General features: G+C 38.8%; 38 protein-coding genes. 32 read left to right on the top strand and 6 right to left on the bottom strand.

What is annotated here, in order from left to right:
- Positions 1–32: 32 nt before the first annotated feature.
- Complete coding sequence (locus ACSVDJ_RS12160; protein ID WP_439168996.1) at positions 33–164, bottom strand: YqzM family protein; 132 nt, start codon at positions 162–164, stop codon at positions 33–35.
- 283 nt (positions 165–447) lie between these two features.
- Between ACSVDJ_RS12160 and holA the strand changes: the two genes are divergently transcribed.
- Positions 448–1,479, top strand: a complete 1,032-nt coding sequence (gene holA / locus ACSVDJ_RS12155; protein WP_439168995.1) for a DNA polymerase III subunit delta — start codon at positions 448–450, stop codon at positions 1,477–1,479.
- A gap of 41 nt (positions 1,480–1,520) precedes the next feature.
- On the opposite strand, the gene rpsT is transcribed toward holA, so the two are convergent.
- Positions 1,521–1,775 carry a 30S ribosomal protein S20 gene (rpsT, locus tag ACSVDJ_RS12150; protein WP_094834018.1) on the bottom strand — a complete coding sequence of 85 codons (255 nt, stop codon included), beginning with the start codon at positions 1,773–1,775 and terminating at the stop codon, positions 1,521–1,523.
- Positions 1,776–1,963: 188 nt separating this feature from the next.
- Here rpsT and gpr point away from each other — a divergent pair, with 188 nt between their 5' ends.
- The 3 genes from gpr (at position 1,964) to ACSVDJ_RS12135 (ending at position 4,624) form a co-directional block, all read left to right on the top strand.
- A complete protein-coding gene (gene gpr / locus ACSVDJ_RS12145; RefSeq protein WP_439168993.1) occupies positions 1,964–3,070 on the top strand; it encodes a GPR endopeptidase in 1,107 nt (368 codons plus the stop codon).
- A gap of 69 nt (positions 3,071–3,139) precedes the next feature.
- Positions 3,140–4,324 carry a stage II sporulation protein P gene (locus ACSVDJ_RS12140; RefSeq protein ID WP_439168992.1) on the top strand — a complete coding sequence of 395 codons (1,185 nt, stop codon included), beginning with the start codon at positions 3,140–3,142 and terminating at the stop codon, positions 4,322–4,324.
- A gap of 12 nt (positions 4,325–4,336) precedes the next feature.
- Positions 4,337–4,624, top strand: a complete 288-nt coding sequence (locus ACSVDJ_RS12135) for a DUF3679 domain-containing protein (protein WP_439168991.1) — start codon at positions 4,337–4,339, stop codon at positions 4,622–4,624.
- 141 nt (positions 4,625–4,765) lie between these two features.
- On the opposite strand, the gene ACSVDJ_RS12130 is transcribed toward ACSVDJ_RS12135, so the two are convergent.
- On the bottom strand, positions 4,766–5,278 hold the full coding sequence (locus ACSVDJ_RS12130) for a DUF3189 family protein (RefSeq protein ID WP_439168989.1): 513 nt from the start codon (positions 5,276–5,278) through the stop codon (positions 4,766–4,768).
- Between the two features lie 366 nt (positions 5,279–5,644).
- Between ACSVDJ_RS12130 and lepA the strand changes: the two genes are divergently transcribed.
- Complete coding sequence (gene lepA, locus ACSVDJ_RS12125; RefSeq protein WP_439168988.1) at positions 5,645–7,474, top strand: translation elongation factor 4; 1,830 nt, start codon at positions 5,645–5,647, stop codon at positions 7,472–7,474.
- A gap of 89 nt (positions 7,475–7,563) precedes the next feature.
- Here lepA and ACSVDJ_RS12120 read toward each other — a convergent pair whose 3' ends face one another.
- Positions 7,564–8,709: a tyrosine-type recombinase/integrase gene (locus ACSVDJ_RS12120; protein WP_439168987.1), complete on the bottom strand. Its 1,146-nt coding sequence runs from the start codon at positions 8,707–8,709 to the stop codon at positions 7,564–7,566.
- A gap of 109 nt (positions 8,710–8,818) precedes the next feature.
- The gene (locus ACSVDJ_RS12115; protein ID WP_439168986.1) at positions 8,819–9,451 is read right to left on the bottom strand and encodes a LexA family protein; all 633 of its coding nucleotides are present in this window, start codon (positions 9,449–9,451) and stop codon (positions 8,819–8,821) included.
- 161 nt (positions 9,452–9,612) lie between these two features.
- Here ACSVDJ_RS12115 and ACSVDJ_RS12110 point away from each other — a divergent pair, with 161 nt between their 5' ends.
- Together ACSVDJ_RS12110 and ACSVDJ_RS12105 are read left to right on the top strand one after the other, a co-directional pair.
- Complete coding sequence (locus ACSVDJ_RS12110) at positions 9,613–9,816, top strand: helix-turn-helix transcriptional regulator (RefSeq protein WP_439168985.1); 204 nt, start codon at positions 9,613–9,615, stop codon at positions 9,814–9,816.
- Positions 9,817–9,895: 79 nt separating this feature from the next.
- Positions 9,896–10,186, top strand: a complete 291-nt coding sequence (locus ACSVDJ_RS12105; protein WP_439168984.1) for a hypothetical protein — start codon at positions 9,896–9,898, stop codon at positions 10,184–10,186.
- On the opposite strand, the gene ACSVDJ_RS12100 is transcribed toward ACSVDJ_RS12105, so the two are convergent.
- Positions 10,173–10,484: a hypothetical protein gene (locus ACSVDJ_RS12100; RefSeq protein WP_439168983.1), complete on the bottom strand. Its 312-nt coding sequence runs from the start codon at positions 10,482–10,484 to the stop codon at positions 10,173–10,175. The two genes, ACSVDJ_RS12105 and ACSVDJ_RS12100, sit on opposite strands and share 14 nt — an antisense overlap.
- A 56-nt stretch (positions 10,485–10,540) precedes the next feature.
- On the opposite strand from ACSVDJ_RS12100, the gene ACSVDJ_RS12095 reads away from it, so the two are divergent.
- The 25 genes from ACSVDJ_RS12095 (at position 10,541) to ACSVDJ_RS11975 (ending at position 22,032) form a co-directional block, all read left to right on the top strand.
- Complete coding sequence (locus ACSVDJ_RS12095; RefSeq protein WP_439168982.1) at positions 10,541–10,759, top strand: helix-turn-helix domain-containing protein; 219 nt, start codon at positions 10,541–10,543, stop codon at positions 10,757–10,759.
- Between the two features lie 2 nt (positions 10,760–10,761).
- Positions 10,762–11,673 (top strand): Rha family transcriptional regulator, encoded by a 912-nt coding sequence (locus ACSVDJ_RS12090; RefSeq protein WP_439168981.1) that lies wholly within the window; start codon positions 10,762–10,764, stop codon positions 11,671–11,673.
- A 13-nt stretch (positions 11,674–11,686) separates the two neighbouring features.
- Positions 11,687–11,965 (top strand): hypothetical protein, encoded by a 279-nt coding sequence (locus ACSVDJ_RS12085; protein ID WP_518618928.1) that lies wholly within the window; start codon positions 11,687–11,689, stop codon positions 11,963–11,965.
- A 163-nt stretch (positions 11,966–12,128) separates the two neighbouring features.
- Entirely contained in the window at positions 12,129–12,296 is a 168-nt protein-coding gene (locus tag ACSVDJ_RS12080; protein WP_439168979.1) for a hypothetical protein, read from the top strand.
- A 4-nt stretch (positions 12,297–12,300) separates the two neighbouring features.
- Entirely contained in the window at positions 12,301–13,248 is a 948-nt protein-coding gene (locus ACSVDJ_RS12075; protein WP_439168978.1) for a DnaD domain-containing protein, read from the top strand.
- An 89-nt stretch (positions 13,249–13,337) separates the two neighbouring features.
- Positions 13,338–13,541 (top strand): hypothetical protein, encoded by a 204-nt coding sequence (locus tag ACSVDJ_RS12070; RefSeq protein ID WP_439168976.1) that lies wholly within the window; start codon positions 13,338–13,340, stop codon positions 13,539–13,541.
- Positions 13,538–13,810, top strand: a complete 273-nt coding sequence (locus tag ACSVDJ_RS12065) for a hypothetical protein (protein WP_439168975.1) — start codon at positions 13,538–13,540, stop codon at positions 13,808–13,810. The genes ACSVDJ_RS12070 and ACSVDJ_RS12065 overlap by 4 nt, the downstream gene beginning before the upstream one ends.
- Positions 13,807–14,466 (top strand): dUTP diphosphatase, encoded by a 660-nt coding sequence (locus tag ACSVDJ_RS12060; protein WP_439168973.1) that lies wholly within the window; start codon positions 13,807–13,809, stop codon positions 14,464–14,466. The genes ACSVDJ_RS12065 and ACSVDJ_RS12060 overlap by 4 nt, the downstream gene beginning before the upstream one ends.
- Positions 14,467–14,478: 12 nt before the next feature.
- On the top strand, positions 14,479–14,709 hold the full coding sequence (locus tag ACSVDJ_RS12055) for a hypothetical protein (protein ID WP_439168972.1): 231 nt from the start codon (positions 14,479–14,481) through the stop codon (positions 14,707–14,709).
- Between the two features lie 42 nt (positions 14,710–14,751).
- Positions 14,752–15,240 carry a Holliday junction resolvase RecU gene (locus tag ACSVDJ_RS12050; RefSeq protein WP_439168971.1) on the top strand — a complete coding sequence of 163 codons (489 nt, stop codon included), beginning with the start codon at positions 14,752–14,754 and terminating at the stop codon, positions 15,238–15,240.
- Between the two features lie 22 nt (positions 15,241–15,262).
- On the top strand, positions 15,263–15,622 hold the full coding sequence (locus tag ACSVDJ_RS12045) for a replication terminator protein (protein ID WP_439168969.1): 360 nt from the start codon (positions 15,263–15,265) through the stop codon (positions 15,620–15,622).
- Between the two features lie 61 nt (positions 15,623–15,683).
- Positions 15,684–16,079 (top strand): YopX family phage-derived protein, encoded by a 396-nt coding sequence (locus tag ACSVDJ_RS12040; RefSeq protein WP_439168968.1) that lies wholly within the window; start codon positions 15,684–15,686, stop codon positions 16,077–16,079.
- 108 nt (positions 16,080–16,187) lie between these two features.
- Complete coding sequence (locus ACSVDJ_RS12035; RefSeq protein ID WP_439168967.1) at positions 16,188–16,364, top strand: hypothetical protein; 177 nt, start codon at positions 16,188–16,190, stop codon at positions 16,362–16,364.
- Positions 16,361–16,696 (top strand): hypothetical protein, encoded by a 336-nt coding sequence (locus tag ACSVDJ_RS12030; RefSeq protein WP_439168966.1) that lies wholly within the window; start codon positions 16,361–16,363, stop codon positions 16,694–16,696. Before ACSVDJ_RS12035 ends, ACSVDJ_RS12030 begins: the two co-directional genes overlap by 4 nt.
- A 135-nt stretch (positions 16,697–16,831) precedes the next feature.
- On the top strand, positions 16,832–17,044 hold the full coding sequence (locus ACSVDJ_RS12025; RefSeq protein ID WP_439168965.1) for a hypothetical protein: 213 nt from the start codon (positions 16,832–16,834) through the stop codon (positions 17,042–17,044).
- 64 nt (positions 17,045–17,108) lie between these two features.
- Complete coding sequence (locus tag ACSVDJ_RS12020) at positions 17,109–17,378, top strand: hypothetical protein (protein ID WP_439168964.1); 270 nt, start codon at positions 17,109–17,111, stop codon at positions 17,376–17,378.
- Positions 17,375–17,593, top strand: coding sequence for a hypothetical protein (locus ACSVDJ_RS12015; RefSeq protein WP_439168963.1), 219 nt, complete (start codon positions 17,375–17,377; stop codon positions 17,591–17,593). The genes ACSVDJ_RS12020 and ACSVDJ_RS12015 overlap by 4 nt, the downstream gene beginning before the upstream one ends.
- Positions 17,594–17,651: 58 nt before the next feature.
- Positions 17,652–18,047, top strand: a complete 396-nt coding sequence (locus tag ACSVDJ_RS12010) for a hypothetical protein (RefSeq protein ID WP_439168962.1) — start codon at positions 17,652–17,654, stop codon at positions 18,045–18,047.
- On the top strand, positions 18,048–18,266 hold the full coding sequence (locus ACSVDJ_RS12005; RefSeq protein WP_439168961.1) for a hypothetical protein: 219 nt from the start codon (positions 18,048–18,050) through the stop codon (positions 18,264–18,266).
- Between the two features lie 94 nt (positions 18,267–18,360).
- A complete protein-coding gene (locus tag ACSVDJ_RS12000) occupies positions 18,361–18,852 on the top strand; it encodes a sigma-70 family RNA polymerase sigma factor (protein ID WP_439168959.1) in 492 nt (163 codons plus the stop codon).
- Between the two features lie 65 nt (positions 18,853–18,917).
- Complete coding sequence (locus ACSVDJ_RS11995; RefSeq protein ID WP_439168958.1) at positions 18,918–19,217, top strand: HNH endonuclease; 300 nt, start codon at positions 18,918–18,920, stop codon at positions 19,215–19,217.
- A gap of 6 nt (positions 19,218–19,223) precedes the next feature.
- On the top strand, positions 19,224–19,478 hold the full coding sequence (locus tag ACSVDJ_RS11990) for a hypothetical protein (protein ID WP_439168957.1): 255 nt from the start codon (positions 19,224–19,226) through the stop codon (positions 19,476–19,478).
- Positions 19,475–19,816, top strand: coding sequence for a hypothetical protein (locus ACSVDJ_RS11985; RefSeq protein WP_439168956.1), 342 nt, complete (start codon positions 19,475–19,477; stop codon positions 19,814–19,816). The genes ACSVDJ_RS11990 and ACSVDJ_RS11985 overlap by 4 nt, the downstream gene beginning before the upstream one ends.
- A gap of 123 nt (positions 19,817–19,939) precedes the next feature.
- A complete protein-coding gene (locus tag ACSVDJ_RS11980) occupies positions 19,940–20,347 on the top strand; it encodes a hypothetical protein (RefSeq protein WP_439168955.1) in 408 nt (135 codons plus the stop codon).
- Positions 20,344–22,032 carry a terminase large subunit gene (locus ACSVDJ_RS11975; protein WP_439168954.1) on the top strand — a complete coding sequence of 563 codons (1,689 nt, stop codon included), beginning with the start codon at positions 20,344–20,346 and terminating at the stop codon, positions 22,030–22,032. The genes ACSVDJ_RS11980 and ACSVDJ_RS11975 overlap by 4 nt, the downstream gene beginning before the upstream one ends.
- Positions 22,033–22,035 lie beyond the last annotated feature (3 nt).

Below are 22,035 nucleotides of genomic sequence, written 5' to 3'. Positions count from 1 at the left end.
AAGCTCGCTAATGGCGAGCTTCTAACGCAAAATTACCCGATCATTTTGATAGCTGTTGCAATAATAAACATTGTAGCGAAGAAACCGAAAGAAACGACAAATCCAACACCCGAGTCCACTGCATCGTTACGTTTTGACTGAACATTTTTTTCAAATTCGTTCACAACTACCCCTCCTATTTCCTTATAGTATAGACGATCATTTTCGAAAAATCTAGACTTCTCTTGACAATTTCCTTCTCTGACAAGAGTTAACTACGATAAAATCCACAAATACGGTGAAAATACAAGTAAGAAGTGGTCACCGTCAGCAAGGCTGTTTCCGGGACATCATTGTTGGCGTTCATATAGATCTACAAGGGGAGGCTTCTTAATCAGTTTCCCCTTGTCAAATCGATCAGGCTTTTTTAACATGAATAGTATCAAATGAAAATGGAGAGAAAAGCCCTTGATACCAATTTGGAAAGAGATCGAACAAAAACAGTTTGCTTCTATTTATTTATTATATGGAAAAGAAGATTTTCTAATCAATGAAACGAAGCAAAAGCTGATTGCTAACGCGTTGACAGAAGAGGAGATGGATTTCAACTTCGCTTTATATGATTTAGAGGAAACGCCTGTAGAGACGGCTTTAGAGGAAGCGGAAACCTTTCCGTTTATGGGTGAAAGGAAAGTCGTATTTTTAAATCATCCAACGTTTTTGACGGCGGAGCGAACGAAGGAAAAGGTTGAGCATCATTTACAGAAGTTTGAGCAGTACATAAAAGACCCGGCTCCGTATACAGTTCTCGTGTTAATCGCTCCGTATGAAAAGCTAGATGAGCGTAAAAAGCTAACAAAATTATTGAAAAAAGAAGCGACTGTATTAGAAGCGAAAAAGCTCGGAGAAAAAGAGTTGAAAGGCTGGCTTAAAAATCGGGCGAAAGGTCATCATGTGGAAATGGATGAAGAAGCTCTTGAGCATTTACTAGCACTTGCTGGAACGAATTTAATGATGCTGACGTCGGAGTTGGATAAGCTTTCCCTTTATGCCCAGGGAGAACAGCGGATTACGAAAGAGATGGTGAACAAGCTGACGGCCCGCTCGCTGGAGCAAGACATTTTTTCATTAGTCGATCGGATTGTCACAGGAAAAATTGAAGAGGCGTTTCGTATTTATTATGATTTGCTAAAGCTAAATGAGGAGCCGATTAAAATCCTTTCATTGATTGCTTCACAGTTTCGACTTATTTATCAGACGAAAGAGCTGTCAAGAAAAGGTTATGGTCAGCAGCAAATAGCAGGAATTTTGAAAGTGCATCCATTCCGAGTTAAATTGGCAGCTGGACAAGCGCGCAACTTTACTGATGAACAGCTCGCTCAGATTATCCAGATGCTTGCGGATAGTGATTTACAAATGAAATCAAGCGGGATGGCTAAAACAATGATTATTGAAATGTTTTTATTTCAATTACAAGGAATAATGAAAAAGACGCCATAACGAGAAAAATCCTTCAAGATGACTTGAAGGATTTTTTACTATTAAGCGTTTAGCTTTTTCATAAGACGGCCTTTTGTACGGTTAGCAGTGTTTTTGTGGATTAATCCTTTTGCAGCTGCTTTATCAAGGCGGCTTACTGCTTCAGTTAAAAGTACTTTTGCGTTGTCTTCGTTGTTAGCAACAGCTACTTCGAATTTCTTTACAGCTGTACGCATAGCTGATTTTACTTGAGAGTTTTGCTCAGTACGTTTTTCAGTAGTTTTTACGCGTTTGATGGCAGATTTAATATTTGGCATTCCTGTCACCTCCTAAAACGATCGAGATTCTATTTATTGCTCGATTTTCACAATTAAAGAACAAAAGTTATTCTATCAAACGAGAAGCTAGATTGCAATACTTACATTCGGATTTTGTGTAAAGGAATGAACTTTTACACAGTCGGGTAGAATGAAAAATAACGTGAAATTGAAGGGAGATGCCTTGAATGGAAGAGAAATCGATTAATTTAGACGTGTATCAAGTTCGAACAGATTTAGCTGTTGAAGCAAGGGTGATGGCGAAAGAGCGCCAAGGTGGAATAGAGGAAGTGCGAGGTGTTGTGTCAGAAGAACGTCAAGTGGACGGCATTAAAGTGAGCAATGTGACGATCGATGAAGAAGGGGAGGAGGTAACAGGGAAAAAAGCGGGCATTTATTTAACGGTAGAATCGCAAGGGATTCGAAGTCATGATACGACTCATCAGCATGAAGTAGAAAAAGTGTTAGCCGCGGAGTTATCCGCTTTTTTAAAAAAGAAAGGAATTGAAGAAGGAGCAAGTTGTTTAGTTGTTGGACTTGGTAACGGGGATGTGACCCCGGATGCTCTCGGTCCGCTCGTTTGTGGCTCGGTGATGGTGACGAGGCATCTCTTTGAGTTGCAGCCTGAGCATGTGGAGGAAGGTTATCGGCCAGTTAGTGCCCTCGTACCTGGTGTAATGGGGATGACGGGCATTGAAACGAGCGATATCGTCTTTGGGGTCGTGGAGCGGTCCAAGCCGGATTTTCTTATTGTGATTGATGCGCTTGCTTCCCGCTCTATTGAACGCGTCAATGCCACCGTACAAGTATCAGATAGTGGCATCCATCCTGGGGCAGGTGTAGGTAATAAAAGAAAAGAAATTAGTGAAAACACGTTAGGAATTCCAGTGATCGCAATTGGAGTGCCGACAGTTGTAGATGCGGTATCGATTACGAGTGATACGATTGACTATATTTTAAAGCATTTAGGAAAAGGAATGACAGAGGGAGAACGGCCATCTAGTGCTCTTGCTCCGATGGGCTTTGCGTTTGGGCAGAAGGAGAAGTTAACGGATGAACATCTTCCGAATGAAGAAAAACGACGTTCTTTTCTCGGAATGATCGGTGTGTTGCAAGAGGATGAGAAGCGGCAGTTGATTCATGAAGTGCTAGCGCCGTTAGGTCATAATTTAATGGTCACACCGAAAGAGGTTGATTTATTTATGACGGATACCGCTAATTTGTTGGCGAATAGCTTAAATGCCGCTCTTCATCCAGCAATCGATCAGCAAAACACTGGCTTTTTCACGAAGTAAACTATTAGTTCTGCTTCTTTCTCTATCGTCATACGTATAGTACAAGACTTTAGTAGAAAGGGTGGAGCAATGAAGGGGACGCAGTCGAACTATATTTTATCTATCAATTTGTCAACGATCATAAAGGGTATGATGCTGTTAACGATCTCTCTCCTTTCGCTTTTTGCCGTTGTCGGGTTATTGACTTCGCTAGCTTATAATTATCGAATTTCTTCTCATTCCGTCAATGAAGCAACCGAGCATGTAAAAGGTGAAGCTCTTTATTATTTGTATACGTTAGAGAATCGAATGTTCATGACGTATGCACCTGAAAATGTGAAGCCGCCTTTATTAAGTGAACTAGCTTTTAGGTACGCGACCAATGTTCGCTTCCAAGATCCAAGGAGCTTTTTAGGTAGAGAGTTGCCGGGGTTTTCTATTTATGATGGACAAATCTTGGTAGCTGGAGAAGGAACGAATTACACAAATATGCCGATTGAATCGGAGCCGCCAGCGGGCGCACTACAACAGAGTAACGATGCACCGGTGGCAGAGAATCCGAAAGAGATTAAGAAAGATCCGCAAAGTTCACCACCGACGATGACGACGAATGGAAAAGAACGTGTGTTTATGTATTTCACTCATACGAGAGAATCCTACTTACCTTTGCTTCAAGGGGTTTCCTCTCCAGATTCAGCGCAGCATTCTTCGCTGAATGTGACGAAAGTGGGGGAAATGGTTAAAGTGGCTCTTGAACATAAAGGGATTGGAGCGGCAATTGATAAAACAGATGTCATCGCTAAGCTTGAACAGTCAGGAAGAGGTTATGGTCAAGCTTATCAACAAGCGCGTGAAATTGTCGCGTCTGCTCAAGCGAATAATCGAGATTTGCAATATTTTATTGATATTCACCGCGACTCGCAACGGAAACAGGTGACGACCACAACGATTAACGAAGAAAGCTATGCCAAGTTGGCGTTTGTTGTTGGAGGAGAACATGCTAATTATGAAAGCAACGTGAAGCTCGCCACTCAATTGCATCATCTTCTCGAAAAAAAATATAAAGGGCTCTCAAGAGGGGTTATTTTAAAACGAGGGAAAAAGACAAACGGAAAGTTTAATCAAGATTTGTCTAACAATGCTCTGCTTGTAGAATTTGGTGGCGTGGACAATACTTATGAAGAATTAAATCGGACAGCGAATGCTTTTGCCGATGTGTTTGCGGATTATTATTGGCAAGCCGAAGCGGTTCAAGCGAAAGGCTCTACCGATTAGAAAGGAAGAACAATGAAAGCTTTTTTGCTAAAAATTTATTTAGTCATGTCCGTATTTTTTTTAGGAATGTTGATAGGCATCTTTCAAAACAAAGGGGTAAAAGAGTCTGGCTATGAGCGAGAAGTTTCCATTCATGTCGATCGCCCACAAACTTGGATTGAACGAGATGTCACGCAACAAGATTTAGCGGAAAAACAAGCGAGGCTAGAAGAAGAAGGAGCGATTAATCTATTTTCCGCCGTCGGTCAATCCATTGCTGAAACGGTGACCGTGGTGACCACGACAATATTTGACGGATAAAAGTATTAAGTGATAAGAAAGTTGAATAAAAAAGTCAAAAGTATCTTTAGTCTTGGTCATCTTGAGGGAAGCTTTGATTATAAGATTTTAAAAGAGATTTCCTTTGTGGAAATCTTTTTTTGGCCAAATTATTTTGTTGTATTATTTATACATTTCATTTTCTAAAATAATCACGTTGTCATTGAAAGGAGTTTTACCAACTTGTTTCGTGTTTTCAACTAACCGATAAATATTATCACAGCATTGCTTTGCACCTTTTACTAATAACGGTACACCTATAAAGTCAATTTTCAACCCCCTCGAGAAAAAACCTCCAAATGACATAACAATTGGAACGGTTGGCGATGTATTGGAGAAAACTATTTTTTCATTAAAATAAAATTTATTTTGTAGTAATAAAGTCAATTCTTTTAATGCTGGGACAACGAGTTTATTCCTTTTTCGTCCGATTGTATACACTGAGTTGCCATCTTCATCGTTTCCGTGAAAAATGAGTTTCCCAAAATCCTCTTTCGTTAGTTGATTGAAATATTTCACATTTAATATTTCTTCCGAAGTTAGTGTTCTTTCTGATTGAGGTAATTGTTTTAAATGATATGCGGCAGCCAAAGCTGTAGTATGTGTCCCGCCATAATCATTATAAATATAAATCATAGGAAACCCTCCTCTATTATGTATCTGTTTTTATTATGGGCATTTATTTTATTATCAATGCTCCTCCTTGCGATAAGTCAACATCGATTCACTAACGTTCATCGTGTTTCCTTTATCTCGATCGGATCGCTCCAGTCCATACGTCGCTGACCAGCGCCTTCTGCTTTTCGTTGTGTCCAGCTCCGCCTCCTAGACACTCGAGTCAAATGCCAGCCTGACTACATGGCTGAGGAACGCCATTCCGTCATTCTGTCATTTGCTTGTCGTGTCTGGACAGTCGGCTCCGCTTTTCGTTGTCATTTGCTTTTTGGGCTGATATAATCAATGCTAGTGTAATTGTGCCGATTAACAGGAGAAGGTGAAAGTATGAATCATGAAGAGAGATTAAATAGACAGGAGCGTATTCGAAATTTCTCGATTATTGCTCATATTGATCATGGGAAGTCGACGTTAGCAGACCGAATTTTAGAGAAAACTCAGGCGTTGACTGCTCGTGAGATGAAGAGCCAATTGCTTGACTCGATGGATTTAGAGAGAGAGCGTGGCATTACGATTAAATTAAATGCTGTTCAATTAACATATAAGGCGAAAGATGGAGAAGAGTATATTTTTCATTTAATCGATACACCGGGACACGTCGACTTTACGTATGAAGTATCCCGAAGTTTAGCTGCTTGTGAAGGGGCGATTTTAGTTGTTGATGCCGCTCAAGGAATTGAAGCGCAAACGTTAGCGAATGTGTATCTTGCTTTAGATAATGACTTGGAAATACTTCCGGTTATTAACAAAATTGATTTGCCAGCAGCGGAGCCCGAGCGAGTGCGTCAAGAAGTTGAGGACGTTATTGGCCTTGATGCTTCTGAGGCGGTGCTTGCTTCTGCGAAAGCAGGTATCGGGATTGAAGAAATTTTAGAGCAAGTTGTGGAGAAAGTACCAGCTCCACAAGGTGATCCATCTGCGCCATTAAAAGCGCTTATTTTTGACTCGGTGTTTGATGCGTATCGTGGAGTCGTCGCTTACATTCGTATCGTCGATGGAACGGTCAAAGTAGGCGATCGCATTAAAATGATGTCAACTGGAAAAGAATTTGATGTCACAGAGGTTGGAGTGTTTACACCGAAAACAACCCCTCGTGATGAACTAACAGTTGGAGACGTTGGCTTTTTAACCGCAGCGATTAAAAATGTCGGCGATACAAGTGTTGGGGACACGATCACTTCAGCTGGAAAATCTGCCGCTGAAGCGTTACCTGGATATCGAAAACTGAACCCGATGGTATACTGTGGGTTGTATCCAATCGACTCATCCAAATTTAACGATTTAAGAGAAGCGCTTGAAAAGCTTGAGTTAAACGATTCTGCCCTACAATTTGAGCCGGAAACGTCTCAAGCTTTAGGATTCGGTTTCCGTTGTGGTTTCTTAGGCTTGCTTCATATGGAAATCATTCAAGAACGGATCGAGCGTGAGTTTAAAATTGATTTAATTACGACAGCACCAAGTGTTATTTATAAAGTGAAAATGACAAATGGTGAAGAAGTAGATGTTGATAACCCGTCGAATATGCCAGATCCACAAAAAATCGATACTGTAGAAGAGCCTTATGTTAAAGCGTCTATTATGGTGCCGAATGATTATGTTGGAGCAGTGATGGAGCTAGCGCAAGGAAAACGAGGAATCTTCATCGATATGCAATACATGGACGATATTCGCGTCAATGTTATTTATGAAATTCCGTTGTCAGAAATTGTCTATGATTTCTTTGATCAATTGAAGTCTAATACAAAAGGATACGCTTCATTTGATTATGAACTTATTGGCTACAAGCCATCGAAGCTTGTGAAAATGGACATTTTATTAAATAGCGAAAAAGTCGATGCGTTGAGCTTTATCGTACATCGTGACTTCGCTTATGAGCGTGGAAAAGTGATTGTAGAGAAATTAAAAGAATTAATTCCAAGACAGCAGTTTGAAGTACCTGTTCAAGCGGCAATTGGTCAAAAGATTGTGGCCCGTTCAACGATCAAGTCAATGGGTAAAAATGTATTGGCGAAATGTTACGGTGGAGATATTTCTCGTAAGCGTAAGTTGCTTGAGAAACAGAAAGAAGGAAAGAAACGGATGAAGCAAGTTGGATCTGTTGAAGTCCCTCAGGAAGCGTTTATGGCTGTGTTAAAAATAGACGATACGAATAAGTAGATATGTCAAGGGTTTGTCATTTTGTATAGTATCTCAAAATGACTTTCCCCCACCCTCGCCCCACCGACTTTGTATTTTGGTGGCGGCGCTCATTTCATATCACTCATTAGGTTTTCGAATATATCTACTGTTTTGTTACGCATTTTATCGGTTAGATGCGAGTACGTATCTAGCGTTATTGCGGAGCGGCTATGTCCGAGTCGCTTTTGGATATCTATTATTTCTGCACCTTGTTCAAGTAGCATAGTTGCGTGAGTGTGTCGCAACGAGTGAAAGTTAAAGTCGATATTTAATTCTTTACGAATCTTTCGGCCGCTCCACTTGCAACTAGCTGGAGTGACATTTTCTCCAGATTCTTTGGTGCAAACAAAATCGTTTAAAATGTAATGCTCGCCATATTTAATACGATTCGTTTTTTGGCGGTTCTTATGTTTTTCAAGAATGTTTACAAGGGTACCGCCAATGTTGATCGTGCGATAAGAAGAAGCGGTTTTAGGTGTACCGAAAATCCATTCTTTATCTTTATTGACCAAAATACGATCAACTGTTATTGTTTGAGCTGATAGATTAACACGATCCCATGTTAATCCACAGACTTCACTAACCCGCATACCGGTGTGTAGACCGATGTGGAAGGGGATATAAAATGTATTAGATTCATCCAAGAACTCAATGATTTTTTTAATGTTCGCCATCGGGAGTATCTTTAAATCGCTCTCGGTGGTCTTTTTACGCTCTTCTTTAGGTAACTTGACATATTGCATGGGATTTTCATTAATCAGTTTGTACGGGTACACAGCTTGTTTTATAGCTGTATTTAAAACTGTATAAAAGACAGTTAATGTTTTCCGTGACAATCCATCCCGTTTTTTGTCATTAAAGAATTTTTGTAAAACGTCTGGTTTCAATGATTTTAATTTGAACTTACCGAGTACTGGATTAATATGATTTTTAATCACACCTCTGTAATTTTCTTGCGTATTATGTTTTAAATTCAACATGACATACTCTTCAAGCCAAAACTTCATGTAATCATGGACCGTTGTTTCGGATGCTTCAAAAATAGAACCTGTATTTTCGTATTCAGCTATTGCTTTTCTTAAGATGCGTTCCGCTTCAGGTTTCGTTGTTGCTCCAACCGCTTTCCGCTCAATTTTTTTCCTTTTACCATCTACAAGCCCAAGATCAAAGTAATAATACCAGGAACCGTAGCGCTTTCTTACTCCACCTCTCATTACTTATCCAACCTTTCTTTCATTTTTATGAAGAAAGAGCAGCGAATGAGCCGCTCCTCTTTGGGTAAATTGCTAACGTTAGTAATTTAAAAGTTTTCTTGAATAGCGATTATAAGTCTTGTGTGAATTTCATTGCTTTACCGATAATTCTAGCTGGATTTGATTCCGTTATTATATATGGTTGATGGCTCGGGTTATCTGGCATAAGTATGACCATACCATCTTGCTTTTTGACTCTTTTTAAAGTCGCTTCAGTGTCACCATTAACTAAAACAGCCGCTATTTCACCGTTTTCTACATCAGGTTGTTCCCTGATCAGTACTAGAGAACCATCTGGAATTGTCGGCTCCATAGAATTACCCTGGCATTCTAGATAAGCTACATTACCAATTGGAACGAACTCTTCCGATTCATGACGCCATCCCTTGAAATTCTCTTCTGCTAATATAGGATCCCCACAAGCGATTGTACCAAGGATTGGAATTTTCACTAGTTTAGGAGAAGAAAACTTTAGATTTGCAGGTACAGAAGTTATTTCTTCAATTAATTCAGATTTAGAAACGTTAAGAAAATCAGCCATACGTTGTATTTTATCAATTCTAGGATATTTTTTTCCTTGTACCCATTGGCTAACAGATGCTTCTGTGACTTGTAAGTGATCTGCTAAAACTCTCTGATCAACTTTTCGTTCATTTAAAACTCTTTGAAGATTCTCTGAAAAAATTTCTCTTTGACTTTTCAAAATTTTAATTCACCTCCTTATCTATACTTATAATAAACTTTTAGTTTAGAAATTGGAATAGTTTTTTAACATTTTGTAAAAAAAATTAACTCTAAGTATTGTAACTTAACTTTAAGTTTGATATTATGAAATCAAACATCAAGAAAGTGAGGTGAAGAACAGTGACAAAAATTACTCAATTCTCACTTGATGCTTTACGTATTAATGCTGGAATGACACAACAAGATGTAGCTGATCGATTAGGGGTTTCTCGTCAAACAGTTATAGCTTGGGAAAATGGTAGAGTAAAACCAAAAGAGCTTGTGATTTATGCTTTGGCTAAGCTCTATAATGTAGATTTAGGTTCTATCAGAGTGCCAGCTTAATTTTTTGTCATCAACTTAACTTTAAGTTTAGTTGATCGTGGTTGTTCTTTGAAAAGTTAATAGAGGGAGGTGAAACAGAATGTCAGGTCAAGAAAAACAACCAGAGAAGCGACAAACTTCATCTGGTTGTCAAAAAGAATCACATTTTGGTCGAACGTCTATCATTCAAACTAATGAAAAGATCAATCTGATTGTACGTGAAAAGAACCATCAGAGCTGCGAATCATTAGAAATAGATCACGAGACACAAAAAAGAAAATTAATATCGTCTCTTCTTGAACAAGGAAGAATCTCAATAAATGAAGCTAGGATTTTAACAGGCTTAAGACCTATACAAACCCAATATGATGGATTGCTTAAAAAAGAGTAATGAAATAAGCTGCTAATTTGCTTGGATCATTAGCAAGTCCCATAGCTTCAGTTTTCATGCTAAGAGATTCACAAGCGATCGGTACCAGATTCATAAATTCATCTTCTGGAATTTCATATTCAAATACTTTAATGAGACAGTGTCGCAATTCTAGAGAAGTTATTTTATTAAACTTTTCACCCATAAAAAGCATATCGTATTTCTGCATTGTTGCTTTTAAAGTGGATTCAGAGTTAATCAATGAAGCTGATGTTCTTAGCTCGTTAAGGACATCGACTATTTTTCCTAATTTATTCATCAATTACACCTCCCTTCTAGGAGGATTATACCAAAATACTGAAAGGAGACGGTATTTTGAATCAACTTCTTGAAGTTTCAGAAGTCGCAAAACTCCTGAAATGTAATAAAAACAAAGTTTATGAATTGATCAAGAGCGGTCGGCTAATGGGTTTAAAGCTCGGCCGCATGAAAGTATCGACAATGGAGTTAGAAGATTTCATGCACAGAAATACAGGGTTAGATTTGAGTGACCTTAATGACGTTAAACCGTTATATCCAGAAAGGGTGAACTAGGGATGGGAGCTTATGCAGGTAACGTTGGTGCAATTCAACAAACAGGAATTGATCAATTAAGAAAATTAGTTTTTATCGAAAACGATGAAGTGGTAACGGATAGCTTAACTGTTGCTGAAATGTTTGGAAAAGAACATAAAAATGTATTGCGTGATATCAATACTCAAATCGAGTATGCAGGGAAGGATTTTTCACAGCTCAATTTTGAGCTATCAGAATACGAAGTTCGAGGGAAACAATATCCAAAATTCAACCTTACAGAAGAAGCTTTCACATTAGTTGTTTTTGGATACAACACGAAAGAAGCTGTTCAAACAAAGATAAAATTCATTCAAGAGTTTAAAAGGATGAAGGCAGAATTACAAAAAAATTTTAAACTTCCATCCACTTATAAAGAAGCCCTTATTCAATTGGTTGAGAGTGTTGAAGAGAATGAGAAATTGCAAACTCAAAATCTAGTTCTTGAGCAGCGGGTTTCTGAATTGAAGCCGAAAGCAACCTATTACGATCTTGTTCTACAAAATAAATCATTGTTATCTGTTAGCCAAATTGCGAAAGATTATGGATTTGGTGCTCCGACTCTGAACAGGAAGTTGCAGAAACATAGCGAGCGGCGTAAAAGTCGTTCTGGAAGATTAAGAGAGTTTGTGTTCGAAATGCAACAGCAAGGTATAAAAATCGAAAGAGTGGTGAGAAACGTGCAATTAACAGTTGGAGAAATGTTGGAGTTTACGAACCGACTGAAGGATATTCAGAACAATGCTGGTCGGAGTAAGGATGTGCAATTGGCTTGTTTCATGTCAGATCTTGAAGCTAACTATAACATTCCGATGTGCCGAAATGAGGAGTTTGAAAAGAAAAACAAATTCTTGATGATGTTATATCGGACAGTTTCAGAATCTCGTTCTATTTAAAGGAGTGAAAAAATTGAAATTCTTAGGTGAGCACCTGAAAGAAACCCTAGATCGTCTGAATGGTTTTGTTACTGGAACATTGGTTGTAGAAACGGACAAGCAACAGGTATCACTTGCAATTGAAAGTGATGGAGAAACATTGGATTTAGTTTTATCTGACTCAGTACAAATTGAAGTTCGTAATGGCGACGAATATGAAGCTATTACAATCAAGCAAGCTTTGGAAACGATGGACTCAGAAACTGGATGGCCTCTATTTGCTGGATTATACGCGAGGGTTAAAAAGAAGTAGTTATGTTGTATGAGGTTGAGTTTGTTAATGATCATCAAAAAACAATCTTCACGGCATTAATTTACGCTACCACCGTAACAAAATGCCGTGAAGAAGCAAAAAGTCTCTTAAAAGAAAAATTATTAAGTCAATCATATCACATCTACATCGGAGAGTGCGAGGTATGATACAAGAATTTTATTATGACATTCCGCATGAGGTTGTCATCCTTTCAAGAAACAAAGATGACTACATTGAACGGATTAAAAGTCATTTTCGCTTGGTACACCCAGGACTAGAGTTAAAAAAAGTAGTCGGGAAGAAAGCGGTATTAGTAAAACGAAGCGGGTGAGATTATGAGCAAGTTACTTTTAGATGAAAGGCCCTTAGTTATTATTCCATCTTTGGCAACAAAGGTCGGTCTTAATGAATCGATCATCTTGCAGCAGATCCACTACTGGTTGCAAAGTAGTGAACATAAACACGATGATCGCAAATGGGTTTATAACACGTACGAACAATGGCAAGAGCACTTTCCGTTTTGGTCCATTAGTACAATTCGCCGCTCTATTAAAAGTTTAGAAGATGCAGGGTTACTAATCGCTGGCAATTTTAATAAGCGAAAAAGCGATAAAACGAAATGGTATTCAATTGATTTTGAAAAAGTGGAGGGGTTGAACAGTTCATCTGTTCAAAATGAGCAGTCCACTTGTTCAAAACGAACAGTCCGAGTGTTCAAATTGAACAGAACGTTACCAAAGAGTACTTCAAAGAGTACTTCAGATATTAAAAAAGAAGTTGAAGAAGATGCAGCTGTTCATGACCCAGTGAACAATCCATTTGATTTTTGGGAAAACAACGGATTCGGAACTCCTGGAAGTTTAATTACTCAAAAGATTATTTCTTGGTGTGAGGACCTCTCGGATGAAATGGTTATATACGCAATGCAGCTGGCAGTGGAAAACGGAAAAACGAATTGGACTTACGTAGAGACTATTCTTAGAAGTTGGGCGCAAAAGAAACTTACGACTGTTGCTCAAGTTAAAGCGGATCAACTGGCATTTAAACAGCAACGGTCTCAAAGTAAACAATCGCGAGGTTATAACCGCCGTTCTCCAATTCGTGAAGAAAAAGTGCCGGATTGGTTGAACAAACAAAATGATCAACAACAAAAAGCAGAATATGCAGAGTTCAAAGAAGAACAAGTGGAAGCGCAGTTAAAAAACGAAGCGGAGATCGAGAAGAAACGAGCCGAGTTAGAAGCGAGAATAAAAGGCAGCCGAGAAGGGCTTAAACGTGAATGATTTAACACTTGGTCAACTTTACTATCTTGCCCGCTATACCCAATATAGAGCCGCTGCATTACGTGAACTGCAAAGGAGAGTGAATTCCTATGCGAGTAAATAAATTTCGTTTTAAGAATCCAGCATTTCAGAAAGCATTTGAAGAAGGCTTTGCTTTAGGAAGAGAGCACGGGATCAACAAGGCTACGAACTTTTTTAAATACAAATTTAGCAATCTATCAAATACACCTGGTATCGGCCCCAAGACTTTAGAAAAAATCAAAAGCTCGTTGGGAAAGGAGTACTTTGAATGAGTGTTAATCATATAGCGGTTGGTGATTGGGTTAAAGGCCCAAATGGTGAAGTCGGTTTTGTAGTCTTTTGTTTAGAATTTGTTAGCAAAATCACTTTCTTGAAAGACAGTCAATGGATTACTCATAGATTTCAAAACTATGAATTACAAAAACTTGATGACAATTTAAATGGCGATGAACTCAAGGACCTTGCTCATCTTGCTTTATCTCTGAATCAGAAGCAATGGTTCATGGAAGTGACAAGTCGCATGAAGGAGTGTGTGGAATGAATTTTGTTGAAGAGTTAAAAAAACTGCAAACGATGCAGCATGAACTGGATGAGAAGATCATCGAAACCAAAGGGCTAGAAGGACAAGATTTGTTTCTGAATATGCTACTAGCTTTGTACACAGAAGTTGGTGAAATGGCAAATGAATGGCGCGGATTTAAACATTGGAGTGATGACCAAGGGCCAAGAGTTGAAATATTTGTGGATTGCGAAACTTGTCAAGGAACCGGTGATTCTAATTACGAGACGATACAAGAAGATGCAGAAGGTGTTGGCGGTCATGAATATATAGATTGCGAAAGTTGTGGAGGTAGTGGTTCTAGCGGACCTAAAAACCCACTTCTTGAAGAATATGCAGATTGCTTTAGTTTCTTGTTGTACATCGGAAATGAGCTAGACTTCCAGCCAATATTTTTATTCGAAAATGACATTGATGCAGGAAAGCCAATTACTGTGCGATTTTTAGAACTACACGGTGGTATATCCGTTCTTTATCACAATTGGAAATATGATGAGCCATGCTTAGAGATTTATGAGTTCACATTGAATAGGTTTTTATTCCTTGGTGAAGCGCTTGGGTTCACTCGAGAACAGATCGTTTCTGCTTACAAAGAAAAGAATGCTATTAACCATGTGCGCCAAGAGATCGGCTACTAGGAGGTCACTCAGATGATCAAAACAGGCACGGTGGAAAAATCAAAAGAGGTGCTATGCGAGGATTGTTACACGCTAGATCGGATTTCAGCTAGGTTTGATCGAATGCAAGTCAATTTAGTGACTGTCGTTAGCAAAGACAGAGGATTTGACGAGTATCAAGAGGTTCTTGCACAGCGTGGGTGGGAGGGAAAGCTTTCTCGATATCCACAAAGTCTATTCTCCAGCATGTTCAAACACTGGTAACCGCTCATCATTCAGTGGACCACTTGGAAGGGGGTGTAATAGTTGAAAATCAGTCACGCGAACCGAGGAAAAGCGTTACAAAACGTTATTAACCTTACAAATCAGATTTACAGATTAAAAGGATGGGCAGTCGTTGATGAAGTGCCGACTCCCACTAAAAATATTCGTGGTCAAATCGCTTACGAGAAAAAGAGCACCGTCGATTACTACGGTATTACCCACGGTCGAGCACTTGCCTTTGATGCGAAGAGCACAAGGGAAACAACTCGCTTTCCTTTAGACAACGTTCATGAGCACCAAGTGAAATATTTAAACAGCTTTCAAGATCAGGGCGGCCTTTCGTTTTTCATTGTAGAATTCGCCAAGCTAAATAAAACCTACTTCATGCCGCTCGACTTTTTCAAAACATACTGGACAGCAGCCAGAAATGGCGGGCGTAAATCGATACCGATCACAGACATTGATTTGTATTGTGAAAGGATTCGATCTGAAAGGGGTGTTGCCCTTGATTATTTAAAATATTGCAGTTAATAAAACGAAAAGGGTGGTAACAGTGGAATTTTGTTTAAACAGTTTCGCGGACGGTGCAATGGCCGAACGCTTTAATCAAGAAATGCAGAAAGTGATTGAAAATATTATGGACCCAAACACAGATCCCACAAAAGTAAGAAAGGTAACCTTAACGATCGGTGTTAAATCAAATAACAAACGCGAATTAATTAATGTAGCTGTGCAGGGGAAATGCACATTAGCAGCGGCAAAAGATGTTGAAACGCAGTTGCTAGTAGACTATGACGGTGATGGAAAAGTGATCGCTGGTGAGCTCAAATCCGGATCGAAAGGCCAAACGTACATGGATCCAGAAGGCGACATCAGCACGGACACCGGTGAAAAGATCATTAAGTTTAAATAATTAGCCCCATTCAAATAAAACACACTATTAGTTGGAATTGATTTGTTAAGGAGGATGCGGAATGAGTAGAGAGAGGAAGTTTCGCTCATGGCATAAAGCAGATCGCAAAATGTACGAGGTTTACGGTTTCAGCCAAGGTAAGTGGTTTCTAAGGGGAAAAACCTTCCCGATGCCATCAGGAGCTGTAGAGGTCATGCAATACACAGGCCTTAAAGATCGTAACGGTGTGGAGATTTATGAGGGTGATGTTGTTCAGTTCACTTATGCTGGTGGCGGTTCTGCTGAAAGTATTAGCGATGTTCGTTTTGAAAAAGGTTGTTTCACTTTTGAGGAGAAAACACCCTTTGGCCATTCGTATCGAAGCATTTTAGGTAAAGCATTATCGTTGGATGGAAACGTTACTATCGAAGTGATCGGCAATCGTTTTGATAACCCAGAGCTGATCCAATGTGATTGAGTACCGTTGTAACGACTGTCAGGTGTACGAGCTGCATCTGGCGGTCATACCGATGAAGCTTTGCCCTTGTTGTCAGTGTCTTATGGAAGCTATTGAGGAGGGAATGGAATGATAGATAACTATAAAAGTGCGTGGTTTGAATTGAAAAGTCGGCTAGAAAATCATAAAGACCACCTTGAATTACGCGTTCCTGCTGAAGACCACATGAGAATAAATGATACCAAAGCAATCATTAAGAAAATGGATCAATTTGAAGAAGAAATTAAAAGGTGGGAGAAAGAATGAACGATCAAGTATTAAGAAAAGGAGATCAAGTCGTTATGCATACTTGCATGGAGCATGAATCTCCAGAGAACTTCGGAAAGATATGGACATGTAATTCTAATGAGTTCAAGCTTCATCCAAACCATGATTATGCAGTTGTTATGTTAGAAGGTTATAGCGGCGCTTTCTGCACAGAGTTTTTGCAAAAAGTAAATGTCGATAAAGTTGTGAACCAACAGCATCAGGAAATCGAGCGGTATAAAAAAGTATTGCAAGAGATTGTAGGATTCTCAAAATACGAAGGTAATCAGTGGTACGAAGACGTTAAACAAGCATTGGAGGGAGAACGATGACAATCATTACAACGATTGAATCACTAGTACTGATCGTAGCTGGATGCGTGTTGTCAGTTGGGGGATTCGCGGCTGGGAGAGCTACTAAGAAGTGACGGAGTAGACGCAGAAAGCGACTCAAAAGGAGAAAATAAAATGCCTAAATGCATGGCTTGCGAGGATAAATTAAAGTGGAATGATGATGTCATAATCGTTAACGAAAAACTTTATCATACAGATTGCGTTACCTTATATCCGACAGGCTTCATGGCTTTCATTGACGATGAATGCTTAGGAGAAACGGACAATGAAGGTGGTCAAATGGCTTGTGAAATTATTGATAGCCTTCTAACAGATGAAGACGATTAATGTCACAGTCCGATGACAACATACATTAGATGTGCACTACACAATAAGTGAAAGGATGATAAATATGAAAGCTATGCCTTATACTTTAAAGCAAAAACTAAGGCAATATGATAAAGCAATTAGAAAAGCCAACTCCATCCATATAGATATTATGGTTGAATTAGACAGGTATAATGTACCCTATGATTATCTGGTTGCTAATGGCGAAATGTATAGTGAACATCCTCAAACTGAAGCTTTAGCTTATATTTCAAATGCAGAAGGTGAGATAGAAGAGTCTATAAAGGAAATTGAAGAGGTATTCTTATATTTCGTGAATAGGTATAACAAATGAAAGAATATAACAAATGTCCTAAATGTGGTAACAAACAACTACTTATTGATGTTGAAGAAGTTGTCAGAAGGTATTATTCAGTAAAAACAGGAAGGCTTGTAAGGGATAAAGGGGTGATACACATAAATGCTTGGATTTATATGTGTCGCTGTGGTTGGTACAGTGAGGCTACTGCATATCCTGAAAGCCCTCCAGATATATTAGGCTTTAATTAATGCTTTTTAGTTACGCATTCCGATGAAAATGTGACATCACAAGAAAGGAGACGTCGATATGAATACCAAAACATTTAAATCTATAAATGGCTTAGAGCTAATCATTAAAAACCGAAAATCAGCTGTCATTTTTGAATTAGATAAAGATGAAGCAAGCAGTGAAGAATTTGAATTCTTGTTTGAGTTTTCACCTGAAGGTTTTATTGAATTAGTTAATTATATCGAAACTGTTGCTTGCGAGTGTTGGCCTAGTTTAAGCCCTAAAGAAGCGGATAGTATGGTTGCTGATTATGATGAGTATTACGATAGACAGCTTGATAGTAATGGCTATCTATCTATTAAGAAAAATGCACTATTGATCGAAAGGCCGGTTCTGGATAACCAAAAATTATATCAATTCAATAAAAGAAAGATGGAGTCGTTTATTTATGATTGTAGAAGAGGAGCAAATTGAATGAGCGGTGCATGTACATGTCATCTTGATCCAGAACAATGTTGGTGGTGTCTGTATAAGGCGGAGAAAGAGAAGGTCGAACGATATGAGCAATTCATCCGAGCATGTCAGTATGCGGGTAAAGGTGGTTTGCCAATTCTAAGGATACATGCCAATCAATTATTGCGTGGAGATTTAAGAGAAGTAGATTTATCGCAGATTTTACGAAAAGAAAAATAAAAAAGCCGAGAGAGCTCCCGACCTTTCGCTACATTAAATTAAACGTGAGATATTCAAATTATAACAGATCGGGGGCATCTAGGCGAATATGAACATGAGAGTCTTGTTATATCAGTATCTCCAATCATTGCGAGCGGCACGAAAGATGTTACGGCCGCTCAAGAATAAAAAAGTACTAACTGAACGAGAGGAAATGGATAAGTCTTTAATCAATAGTATGATTGCAGATTTAGAATATGCTATTGAATGGATTAAGAGTGGACACAATCCAGATGCTCGTCGTGGTATAGATAAATGGGGTGTGTACCTTACAGATCCTAAAGTGTTAGATAAACTTCCAGTAGCGGAAACATATAAAGTAGCAGCTAAAGAATTAAGTACTCTTGAAAATGATATTATTGAAGACGCTCTTTGTACACTGTCGAAACGTGAAAGGGATGTATTCATGTTAGTAAGGGTTGAGGGGTTATCCTTTGAACAAGCAGCGGAACTGTTAGACATAACGAAGGGAGCCGCTCAGTCTTATGTGGAGAGAGCAGAAAAGAAAATAGAGAAGAGAAAGTCAGAGAGCCTGTTCCTTATTTAGCGGAGGGGCTCTTTCTTGCATTACGTTTCATGTATATATGAGAGAGTAATAGAAAGGAGAAAGGGATGCTTCAACATACAGAAGAAGCAAAGAAGTTTTATAAATCGAAAGCATGGCGTAAATGTCGCGATGCTTATTTTGTATTTCAACACGGACTGTGTGAACGGTGCCCGCAACCAGGTCTCATTGTTCATCACAAAGTTTATATTGATGCGCAGAATATAAACGATCCAAGTGTAACGCTTAACCATGAGAACCTTGAGCTATTGTGTCAGACCTGTCATAACCGCGAGCACTTCGGTGAAGCGGCTGTTACACGTGAAGGGTTAAGGTTTGATGAGAATGGTGATTTGATAAAGGAGTGATAAGTAATGAAGAGTAGTGGTGGTATTACTATTGATATAAATAGTTCTAAGTTTTCTCAGAAGCTTAAAGCAATTGCTAAACATGCGAAGGCGTTGGCTGAAGAACTAGATGAGATCGAAAAGTCTTTCTGTCCGCAATGTGGAGGGCAGCTAGGTAGTACTAAGCTTTTTAGTGGTTGTGGAGTTGTGGAATTCAAGGAAATCAAATGTCAGTCATGTGGTTATGAGGACTTTGAATCCAAAGAAGGTGAATCTGAATGAGTGAAATTATTTCTAAAATAAACGGTACAGCTATTCATCAAACAGAAGATCGGATTGTTTTGTCTGCTAATAAAATTGATTTGAATGGCGTTGTTGTGTTGGATGAGCAACCTCAGAAACCATTGCTGGTAATTGAGGTACAGGATTTGGACAGCGCACCAGTGGTCAAATATAAAGGTGAAATAGTAGATAAAAAGGCTGCTGTTTCTTATGGTTGGAAAACCATTGGAGCGGAAGATGAGCCTGACGGGAAACATGATTTCTGCATCGAATATTATGAATGTGAAGAAGGCGAACGAATTCCGGTCATTAAAAAAAATTCTGAAAATAAATTTTAAAATTTTCAATCCCCCCCTTTCGAAAAAATAAAAAAATATTTTTTGGGACCGAAGGAGGGGCTTCGTGTAACACATAGGTCGCTCCTTAGGGGGGTGTGGTATCAGGTGAATTGAGGTGAGGATGTGAATAAAAATGTTATAAATAATGGGGAAATGGCAGAAAGCGATCGGACTAAGGAAGAGGAAGAGAAACTGGCGCGAGTTGAGCAACAAAAGCGGATACTTAGGCGACAGTTCACAAAATTAGATACCAAAATGAAAAAGACGGCTGCATCTCTCATTGAGAATGCGGCTTTTATGATTGTGACTCTTGAAGATCTGCAGAAAGAAATTAATCGTAATGGGGCAGTAAGTATTTATCAAAATGGAGAAAATCAATGGGGAACTAAGAAAAGCCCAGAGGTTGAAATCTATAATACGATGATTAAAAATCACATGGCTATCATGAAACAACTGACAGATTTGCTTCCTAAACAAACATTAAATACTAAGGATGACGATGGGTTCGATGCATTCGTGAATGATCGATGAGAAAGCGATATCCGTTATCCTATAATCCGATTATTGAATATTACGAGCAGATCGAAAGCGGAAAAGTTACAGTCGGTAATAAAGTAAAAAAAATCTATAAAAAGCTCGTTGATGATATTTATGATACTGAGTCAGTTTATGAGTATGATGCAAAACGAGCTAATCACGCTATTGAATTTATTGAAAACTTTTGTAAGCACAGTAAAGGTAAATGGGGCGGAAAGCCAATTGATCTTGAGTTGTGGCAGAAAGCTTTCATTGCAGCATCTTTTGGTTTTGTGCATAAAATTGACGGTACTCGTAAATATAGAGAAGTACTGCTTATTGTAGCTCGTAAAAATGGTAAATCGACCATCGCATCTGGAATTGGCCTGTATTTACAAGTGGCTGATGGAGAACCAGGTGCAGAAGTGTATGCTGTTGCTACTAAACTTGATCAAGCTAAGTTGGTGTGGCTAGATGCAAAGCGGATGGTTAAGAAGTCTCCTGTTTTGTTGAAGCGAATAAAACCGTTAGTTCGTGAATTAAATGCAGATTTCAATGACAGTACATTCAAGCCACTAGGATCTGATTCAGAAACGCTCGATGGATTAAATGTTCACGGTGCAATGATGGATGAGATACACGCATGGAAAGACAAGAACTTATACGATGTAATTGTAGATGGAACTTCTTCACGTGAACAACCGATGATTTTTATGATTACGACAGCCGGAACCATTCGTGAATCGGTGTACGACATGAAATATGATGAAGCAGAAATGCTCATCAATGGATTTGATGATCCCGATGGCTATAAAGATGATCGATTCTTGCCGATTATTTATGAATTGGATGATCGTAAAGAGTGGACGGATGAATCAAGTTGGCCAAAAGCGAACCCCGGTCTAGGTACTATTAAAAAAACGGACCAACTAGCAACGAAAGTAAATAAAGCAAAAGCGAACCCACTGTTGGTTAAAAATTTACTAACCAAAGACTTTAATATTCGTGAAACATCGAGTGAAGCTTGGTTAACATTCGAACAATTAAATAACATGGATACATTTGACGTCGAAAAACTAAAACCTTCTTACGGAATTGGCGGTTGTGACTTATCATCTACAACCGATTTAACCGCAGCGAAGGTTATTTTTATGGTTTCTGATGATCCTACGATATATATCAAACAAATGTATTGGCTGCCAGAAGATCTTCTTGAAAAGCGGAGCAATGAGGATAACATTCCATATAATCGATGGCACGAAATGGAGTTATTAAGGACCACACCTGGCAATTCGGTTCATTATAAATATGTTACCCAATGGTTTTTAGAAATACGCGATGAGTTCGGCATTTATATTCCGTGGATTGGATATGATAGGTGGTCAGCAAACTATTGGGTGGAAGAAATGCAAGGACACTTTGGCGCAGAAGCTATGATCCCAGTCGCTCAAGGTAAACAAACACTTTCTAGTCCTATGAAGTTGTTAGGTGCAGATTTAGAAGCAAAAATTGTTAACTATAACAATAATCCTATCGATAAATGGTGCTTATCTAATACAGCGATTGATGTGGACAAAAATCTTAATATCCAGCCGAATAAAACTAATAATCAGCGGCGTCGTATCGATGGAACAGCGGCTTTGTTGAATGCTTATGTTGTTTTACAAGAAAAACGCAATGATTACTTAAATATGATCTGAGGG

This window comes from Bacillus sp. Hm123 (assembly GCF_051842975.2).
In the GTDB taxonomy this organism is placed as follows: Bacteria; Bacillota; Bacilli; order Bacillales; family Domibacillaceae; genus Bacillus_CE.
This window is presented reverse-complemented; position numbering and strand designations above follow the sequence as displayed.